Origin of the sequence: Streptomyces sp. BE20, from assembly GCF_036322525.1 — a bacterium.
Classification (GTDB): domain Bacteria; phylum Actinomycetota; class Actinomycetes; order Streptomycetales; family Streptomycetaceae; genus Kitasatospora.
This window is the reverse complement of the sequence record NZ_JAQYWW010000471.1, coordinates 107485-115953: the sequence shown is the minus strand read 5'-3', so window position 1 is coordinate 115953 and position 8469 is coordinate 107485. Positions and strand designations below refer to the sequence as shown.

The following is an 8469-nucleotide window of genomic DNA, read 5'->3' as shown; positions in this document are numbered from 1 at the left end:
TCGTTCGTCGCTTCCCCGCTTCTCCCTCTCGGCACGGGCGGGGGCATTGGGCTGGGGGCGGGGTCCTCGCCCGCCCGCCTCCGGGCGGTTCCGGAGCCGGACGTGGGAGTGGGTTTGTCACCCGGGTGACTTCCCATCTCCCACGTCCGACCGCTCAGTCCTGCTGCTCGGCGGCGGCGGCCTCCGCGAAGGCCGTGGCCAGCGCGGGCGCGACCAGGTCCACCTGCCACTGGCGGGCGCCCAGCCGGCGCAGCGCCGCGGCCACCTCGCCGGCGCCGGCGCCGGCCGGCGGCTCCCACGCGACCCGGCGGACGAGGTCCGGCGTGATCAGGTTCTCGGCGGGGAGGTTGTGCGACTCGGCCAGATCGGTGACGGCGGCCCGCGCGCCGGTCAGCCGGGCGGCGGCCACCGGGTCCTTCTCGGCCCAGGCCCGCGGCGGCGGCGGGCCGTCGTGCGGCGCCGCGGACGGCGGCAGCTGGTTCTCCGGCACCTCCCGGCCGCGCTGGACGGCGGCCAGCCACTGCTCCAGCTGGCGCCGGTGCACCCGCGGGCCGAAGCCCTGGACGCCCTGGAGCGCGGCGATGTTCAGGGGCATGGCGAGCGCGGCGTTGACGATCGCCGCGTCCGAGAGCACCCGGCCCGGCGAGACGTCCCGCTCCTGGGCCATCCGGTCGCGGGCCAGCCAGAGCTCGCGCACCACGGCCAGCTGGCGCCGCCGGCGCACCTTGTGCAGCTGCGAGGTGCGGCGCCACGGGTCGGTCCGCGGGGCGGGGCGGGGCGCCGCGGCGATCGCGGCGAACTCCTCCAGGGCCCAGTCGAGCTTGCCCTGGGCGTCCAGCTCCCGTTCGAGCGCGTCGCGCAGCTCGACCAGCACCTCGACGTCCAGAGCGGCGTAGCGGAGCCACGGTTCGGGCAGCGGCCGGGTGGACCAGTCGACCGCGGAGTGCTCCTTGGCCAGGCTCAGCCCGAGCACGCTCTCGGTCATCGGCCCGAGTCCGACCCGCGCGAAGCCGGCGATCCGCCCGGCCAGCTCGGTGTCGAACAGCCGCCGGGGTCTCATACCGACCTCGGCCAGGCAGGGCAGGTCCTGGGTGGCGGCGTGCACCACCCATTCGGTGTCCGCGAGGGCCTCGCCCAGCCCGCTGAGGTCGGGGCAGGCGATGGGGTCGATCAGCGCGGTACCGGCGCCCGCGCGGCGCAGCTGGATGAGGTACGCCCGTTGGCCGTAGCGGTAGCCGGAGGCCCGCTCGGCATCGACGGCGACCGGTCCGGTTCCCGCGGCGAAGGCGGCGACGGTGGCGGCAAGCGCCTGCTCGTCCGCCACGACCGGAGGGATCCCCTCCTTCGGCTCCAGGAGCGGGACCGGGGCTGCTTCTTCTGGGATGGCTGCTACGGCGTCGGTCACCTACCAAGGGTACGACGGTCCCCGCAGCCGGGAGTGTTGTCGGACTGGTCAGACCGCTTTGTGACCTGCCCGTGCGCCTCCGGGGCGCCCTGAACGGGTGTCGACGGCCGCCGATCCGGAGCGGGGCCGTCCACGGCTCCGCCCCGGGGAGACATCTCCCCGGGGCGGAGCCGTGGATCACGAGCGGCCCGGAGACGGGCGGGCGACGGTACAGAAACGTTCCTCCAGGCCGCCGCGGCGGTCCACCAGGGTCAGTGGATGATGCCGGTGCGCAGGGCGACCGCGACCATCCCGGCGCGGTCCCCGGTGCCCAGCTTGCGGGCGATCCGGGCGAGGTGGCTCTTCACCGTGAGCGCGGAGAGGCCCATCGCCACGCCGATCGCCTTGTTCGACTGGCCCTCGGCGACCAGCCGCAGCACCTCCACCTCCCGGCCGGAGAGCTCGCGGTAGGCGGCCTGCTGGGCTCCCGGCGCACCGGGGGCCCCGGGCGCGCCGCCCGGAGCGCCGGCCGCACCGGGCATGCCCGGCATGCCGGGGCGCCGCATCCGTCCGGCGAGGCCGCCGGCGCCGAGGGGGAGGCCGGGGCGACCCGGCATCGCGACGTTGGTGCGGGTGCCGGTGACGACGTAGCCCTTCACGCCGCCGGCCAGCGCGCTGCGGACCGCGCCGATGTCGTCGGCGGCGGACAGCGCGAGCCCGTTGGGCCAGCCCGCGGCGCGGGTCTCGGCGAGGATGGTGAGTCCGGAGCCGTCGGGGAGGTGGACGTCGGCGACGCAGATGTCGCGGGGGGTGGAGACCCGGGGGCGGGCCTCGGCGATCGAGGACACCTCGATCACGTCCCGGACGCCGAGCGCCCAGAGGTGGCGGGTGACGGTGTTTCGGACGCGGGGATCGGCGATGACCACCATGGCGGTGGGCTTGGTCGGCCGGTAGGCGACCACGTTTGCGGGGTGCTCAAGAAGGACCGACACCAGGCCTCCTGCGGGGAGTGGCGGACGGAACCCCGAGGGGGCGGTCGGAGTGTTCCGCGTTCGGAAAGGGTCACAGTCTGCTTCGGCATCATCCGTGCCCGGCTTTAGCGAAAGATCACGATCTAGTGAGTAACAATACGGACAAATCGCGCAAGTGACTGATACGAGGTGCCTGGAAATCGCACAAAATCGATCAGATCGATCGCGGAGTGGTCAGGTTCGAGCGGTTCGTTGACGGAGGGCCCGCGTGGGATCACACGTCGTCAGCCCTGGAGGACGTGCCGGGCGCGGCGGCGCCGGGCCTCCCGGGCGCCACTCGTCAGTGCGAGCGCGGGCGCCGTCGCGCGGGCATCGGGACCACTCCACCGAGTGACGCGACGTCGGCCGGTGACTGCGGGGCCGGGGCGACCGGCGGCAGACCCGCGCTGATGCAGAGCAGGTCCCCCCAGGCCGCGAGGTGCCGTTCGAAACGGCCGTCGGCCGGCGTCCAGGACGCCCGGATCTCGATCTCGGTGCTGGACTCGCGGTCCGCCAGCCCGCCGAAGTACTGCGAGGCGCACCGGGTCACCGTGCCGGAGGTCTCCGCGTACCCGGCGCCGTGCGCCTGCAACGCGTCGAGCAGCCAGGCCCAGCCGACCTCGGAGAGCATCGGGTCGCCGGCCATCTCCGGTTCCAGCTCCGCCCGGGTCATGGTGACCACGCGGAAGTCCCCGTTCCAGGCCTCCTGGCCGGCGGGGTCGTGCAGCAGCACCAGCCGGCCGTCGGCGAGCTCCTCGCCGTCGACCTCGACGGCGGCGGTCACCGCGAACGCGAACGGGGCGAGCCGGCGCGGCGCGGGGGCGGGGGAGAGGACGACCTCGGGGCGGAGCCGCGCTCCGGAGAACGCCTCCACGGCGGCCCGGAACTCGCTCGGCGCCGTCTCCCGACCCGTTCCGCCACCTGCTCCGCCACCCTGTGCGGGGTGCCCTCCGACCGCTGCCATGACCCGAAGACTAGGTCGAAAACTCGGTTAATCGCCGCAACTTCTTTCCGCGCGGCGCGCCGGGAGGGCAATCCGGCCAGATCTTGGAGGAACCGACGAGACCGGGCGAGGGGGCCGGTCCGGGGCGCGTGCGAAGATTTGGGGCGTGAGCGAGACAACGGCAGACACCACGGCAGCCGCCCAGGCAGGCGCCGCCCCCGGCCAGCAGCCCCCCGCGCGCCGCGGCGCCGCGTACGACTCCGCGTTCCTGCGGGCCTGCCGGCACGAGCCGGTACCGCACACCCCGGTGTGGTTCATGCGCCAGGCCGGCCGCTCGCTGCCCGAGTACCTGAAGGTCCGCGAGGGCATCCCCATGCTGGAGTCCTGCATGCGGCCCGAGCTGGTCAAGGAGATCACCCTCCAGCCGGTGCGCCGGCACCAGGTGGACGCGGCGATCTTCTTCAGCGACATCGTGGTGCCGCTCAAGGCGGTCGGCATCGACGTCGACATCAAGCCCGGCATCGGTCCGGTCATCGCCGACCCGATCCGTACCTTCGAGGACCTCCGGCGGCTGCGCCCGCTGGAGCCGGACGACGTCCCCTACATCACCGAGGCGATCGGCCTGCTCGTCGACGAGCTCGGCTCCACCCCGCTGATCGGCTTCGCCGGCGCGCCCTACACGCTGGCCAGCTACCTGGTCGAGGGCGGCCCGTCCAAGAACCACGAGAACACCAAGGCCATGATGTACGGCGAGCCCGAGCTGTGGGCCGCCCTGGTCGACCGGCTGGCCGACATCACCTCGGCCTTCCTCAAGGTGCAGATCGAGGCGGGCGTCTCCGCGGTCCAGCTCTTCGACTCCTGGGTCGGCGCGCTCGCTCCGGACGACTACCGACGCTCGGTCATGCCGGCCAGCACCAAGGTGTTCGACGCCGTCGCCGGCTACGGCGTCCCGCGGATCCACTTCGGCGTCGGCACCGGCGAGCTGCTCGGCCTGATGGGCGAGGCCGGCGCGGACGTGGTCGGCGTGGACTGGCGGGTCCCGCTGGACGTCGCCGCCGAGCGGGTCGGCCCCGGCAAGGCCCTGCAGGGCAACCTCGACCCGGCCGTGCTGTTCGCGCCGACCCGGGCCGTCGAGGCCAAGGCGCGCGAGGTGCTGCAGGCCGCCCGGGCGCTCGGCACCAGCGGCCACATCTTCAACCTCGGCCATGGCGTGCTGCCCAGCATGGACCCGGACGCGCTCAGCCGCCTCGTCGCCTTCGTCCACGAGTCCAGCGCCCGCTGAGGTCTGCGGGCCGGCGCCCGCCGAGGGGCGGCGGCGGGACCTCCCGGAGGGGTCCCGCCGCCGTACCGGCGGTTCCGCTGCCGCGCTACTCCTCCCCGCCCTCCCCGGGAGCGCCCGGGCGCCCGGGCGGGACGGCCGGGACCTTCGGGCTCTCGACGGGGGCGGCGGGGACCTCGGGTGCCGCCGGCCGATCGCCCTGACCGCCCGGGGTGACCGGGGTGACCGGTGTCGTCCCCGCTCCGGCCCGCCGACGCCGGCGCAGTACCCAGAGCACCAGCGCCGCCGGTCCGGCGACCAGCAGGAACGGCGCCGCCGCGGCCACCGCGACCGCGACGCCGCGCACGATCGCCGCCAGCACGTCCCAGCCGCCGCCCAGCGCGTCACCGACCGAGGTCCAGAAGCCGTCGTCGTCCTCGGCATCCGGTTCGTCCGGCGCCGGGGTGTCCGCCCGCTGCCGGACGTCCAGCGTGATGGTGGACAGCGAGGTCTTCGCCGACAGCTCCTTCAGCTGCTTCTGCAGGGACTCCAGGTCCGCCTCGCGGCGGCTCAACTCGCCCTCCAGGCTGGTGATCTCGGCCAGCGTCTTCGCCTGCGCCATCAGCGCCCGGACCCGGTCCACGCTCACCTGCTGGGTCTGCACCCGGCTGCCGACGTCCGCGACCTGCTGGGTCAGGTCGTCCGCCTGGCTGCGGCGGGACAACACCTCGCCCAGCCCGGCCAGCTGGTCCAGCGTCTGCTGGAACGCCGCCGACGGCACCTTCACCGTCAGCTGGCCGCTCTGCGGGCCGGGCGGATCCATGTCGACCGGGCGCTTGCCACCCCCTCCGCCGCCGGGGACCCCGGCGGAGCCGCTCACCGTCTCGCTCGCCACGTAGCCGCCCGCCCCGACCGCCAGGTCGCGGGCCCGCGCCAGCGCGGTGTCCGCCTTCGCCACCCGGACGGACAGCTGCGCGCTGTAGGCGATCTGCCGGGTGTCCGCCACCGGCACCGCGTTCGGCTTGCCGGCCCCCGCCTCCGGTGCGGCCTTCGGAGCGGCCGAGGCCGCACCCGCCGCACCCGCCGCACCGGGTGCGGCCGGCGCGGCCGGTGCGGCGGCCGGTGCCGCCGCGTCACCGGCGACCGCCGGCGCCGCGTTGCCGCTCATGCTGCTGTCCCTCTTGTCGGACGCGCTGCACCCCCCGGCCAGTACCGCCGCCACGGCCACCGCCGCCAGCGCTCCCGCTCTCCGCCGTCCTCGTTCCACGATCGAGTCCTCCCCGCGTCCACAGTTCCGGCGCCGCTTCCTTCCGGCACTCGGACCATTCGACGGGCGCGGAGCCGGATCGGACCCGCTCCGGAGGTCGCAGCTCGATCACAGCTCGGCTGCGGCCCGGACAAGGCGTCAGACCGTCACCACCACGCTCCCCGCCCGCCGCAGCAGTGCCGCCGTCACCCCGCCGCACCGCCCCGCCGGACATCCGGGCGCCGACCTCCCGTACGACCCCGACCGGACGTGGCTCGCGCGCGGATGTCGCGCCCGCCCCCGCCCCCGGGGCCTCGAACGGGCGGAAGCGGGCGGATTGAGGCAAAGGTGTAAAGACCTGCAAGACTGCGAGGCATGTCGCAAGCACATGTCGTCGTGATCGGCGGCGGGATCGCGGGGCTGACCGCGGCCGCCGTGCTCAGCGGGGCCGCCGGGGGAGCGGCCCGGGCGCGGGTGACGCTGCTGGAGGCGTCCGACCGGCTGGGCGGGAAGCTGTGGGGCGGCGAGGTGGGCGGGGTCCGGGTGGACCTCGGGGCCGAGTCGATGCTGGCCCGGCGGCCCGAGGCGGTCGACCTGGCGCGCGCGGTCGGACTGGACGGGGAACTGGAACCGCCGACCACCGCCAGGGCCGCGATCTGGACGAGGGGCGCGCTGCGGCCCCTGCCCGGCGGACAGGTGATGGGCGTTCCGGGAGACCTCGCCGCGCTGGAGGCCTCCGGGGTACTGAGCGCCGAGGGCCTGGAACGGGCCCGGCACGAGGGGGCAGGCGAGGCCGTCACGGACGACGTCGCGATCGGGCGGTACGTCGCCGACCGGCTCGGCCGCGAGGTGGTGGACCGGCTGGTCGAGCCGCTGCTCGGAGGTGTCTACGCCGGCCGCGCCGACGAGATCTCGCTGCGTGCCGCCGTCCCCGCCCTGCTGCCCGTCGCCCGCGGCGGCGGCTCGCTGGTCGCCGGCGTGCACGAACTGGCCACCCGGCCGCAGACCGCCGGCACCCCCGTCTTCCAGGGTCTGCGCGGCGGCCTCGGCACCCTGCCGACGGCGGTCGCCGCCGCCTGCGCCGGAGCCGGCGTCGACCTGCGCACCCGCACCGCCGTGACCGGGCTGCGCCGCACCCCGGACGGCTGGCGGGTCGCGACCGGCGACGGCGGGGAACTGCACGCCACCGCCGTGGTGCTGGCCGTGCCCGCCCCCGCCGCCGCCCGGCTGCTGCGCGCCGACGCACCGGCCGCGGCCGTCGAGCTGGACGCCGTCGAGTACGCGGGGATGGCCCTGGTCACCCTGGCGTTCCGGCGTTCCGACCTGCCGGAGCCGCCGGCCGGCAGCGGCTTCCTGGTGCCGCCGGTGGACGGCCGCCGGATCAAGGCGTCCACCTTCTCCTCCAACAAGTGGGGCTGGCTGGAGCGCTCCGCCCCGGACGCGTTCGTGCTGCGCACCTCGCTGGGCCGGCTGCGCGAGGAGGAGCCGCTGGAACTGCCGGACGAGGAACTGGTCGCCGGATCGCTGGCCGACCTGGGCGAGGCGATCGGACTGACCGCCCGCCCGTACGACACCGCCGTCACCCGTTGGCGGGCCGGGCTGCCGCAGTACCCGGTCGGCCACCTGGACCGGGTGGCCCGGATCCGGGCTGCCGCGGACCGGGTCGGCGCGCTGGCGCTGTGCGGGGCCGCGTACGACGGGGTGGGCATCCCGGCGTGCATCGCGAGCGCCCGGACGGCCGTCGCCGGGCTCGACGGAGTGCTGACCCCGCTGACCGGGGAGAACGTCACGGAGAGGACAATGGGCGCATGACTGAGACCGTTGAGCAGCAGCCGGAGAAGAAGAAGGCACGGGACCTGAACCAGGTCATCCGCTACACCATGTGGTCGGTGTTCAAGCTCAAGGGCGCACTGCCCGAGGACCGCACCGGCCTGGCCGCCGAGGTGGACGAGCTGTTCGCCCAGCTCGACGCCAAGGACGTCACGGTGCGCGGTACCTACGACGTGTCCGGTCTGCGCGCCGACGCCGACATCCTGGTCTGGTGGCACGCCGCCGACTCCGACGACCTCCAGGAGGCGTACAACCGCTTCCGCCGCACCGGCCTGGGCCGGGAGCTGGAGCCGGTCTGGTCGAACATGGCGCTGCACCGCCCGGCCGAGTTCAACAAGTCGCACATCCCGGCGTTCCTCGCCGACGAGCGCCCGCGCGACTACGTGTGCGTCTACCCGTTCGTCCGCTCCTACGAGTGGTACCTGCTGCCGGACGCCGAGCGGCGCGCGATGCTCGCCGAGCACGGCCAGATGGCGCGCGGCTACCCGGACGTGCGGGCCAACACGGTCGCCTCGTTCGCGCTGGGCGACTACGAGTGGCTGCTCGCCTTCGAGGCGGACGAGCTGCACCGCATCGTGGACCTGATGCGCGACCTGCGCCCCTCCCGGGCCCGGCTGCACGTCCGCGAGGAGGTGCCGTTCTTCACCGGGCGCCGCAAGCCGGTCAGCGAGCTGCTCAACGGGCTCGTCTGAGGCCACCGGCCGTCGAACGCGGCCGAGGATGCCGGTCTGCGGGGCTCGTCCCGGCAGGCCGGCATCGCTGCGTCCGGGCGTCGTGGCGTGGTCGGGGCCGCCGGTC

Annotated in this window: 7 protein-coding genes; 3 read left to right on the top strand and 4 right to left on the bottom strand. The window is 75.1% G+C overall.

All coding sequences use genetic code 11. The features are described from left to right. Positions 1–154 precede the first annotated feature (154 nt). The 3 genes from PUR61_RS06190 to PUR61_RS06180 form a co-directional block, all read right to left on the bottom strand. Complete coding sequence (locus tag PUR61_RS06190) at positions 155–1405, bottom strand: ribonuclease D (RefSeq protein ID WP_329876431.1); 1251 nt, start codon at positions 1403–1405, stop codon at positions 155–157. Positions 1406–1656: 251 nt separating this feature from the next. Continuing rightward, positions 1657–2376, bottom strand: coding sequence for a response regulator transcription factor (locus tag PUR61_RS06185; RefSeq protein ID WP_327681609.1), 720 nt, complete (start codon positions 2374–2376; stop codon positions 1657–1659). 319 nt (positions 2377–2695) lie between these two features. After that, a complete protein-coding gene (locus PUR61_RS06180; RefSeq protein WP_329876427.1) occupies positions 2696–3358 on the bottom strand; it encodes a DUF3000 domain-containing protein in 663 nt (220 codons plus the stop codon). 247 nt (positions 3359–3605) lie between these two features. Here PUR61_RS06180 and hemE point away from each other — a divergent pair, with 247 nt between their 5' ends. Further along, positions 3606–4619, top strand: coding sequence for a uroporphyrinogen decarboxylase (gene hemE, locus PUR61_RS06175; RefSeq protein ID WP_329876460.1), 1014 nt, complete (start codon positions 3606–3608; stop codon positions 4617–4619). Positions 4620–4704: 85 nt separating this feature from the next. Here hemE and PUR61_RS06170 read toward each other — a convergent pair whose 3' ends face one another. Beyond that, positions 4705–5763 carry a DUF4349 domain-containing protein gene (locus PUR61_RS06170; RefSeq protein ID WP_329876425.1) on the bottom strand — a complete coding sequence of 353 codons (1059 nt, stop codon included), beginning with the start codon at positions 5761–5763 and terminating at the stop codon, positions 4705–4707. A 453-nt stretch (positions 5764–6216) separates the two neighbouring features. Here PUR61_RS06170 and hemG point away from each other — a divergent pair, with 453 nt between their 5' ends. Both hemG and hemQ read left to right on the top strand, forming a co-directional pair. Next, a complete protein-coding gene (hemG, locus tag PUR61_RS06165) occupies positions 6217–7653 on the top strand; it encodes a protoporphyrinogen oxidase (protein ID WP_329876423.1) in 1437 nt (478 codons plus the stop codon). Further along, on the top strand, positions 7650–8363 hold the full coding sequence (gene hemQ / locus PUR61_RS06160) for a hydrogen peroxide-dependent heme synthase (RefSeq protein ID WP_329876421.1): 714 nt from the start codon (positions 7650–7652) through the stop codon (positions 8361–8363). Before hemG ends, hemQ begins: the two co-directional genes overlap by 4 nt. Positions 8364–8469 lie beyond the last annotated feature (106 nt).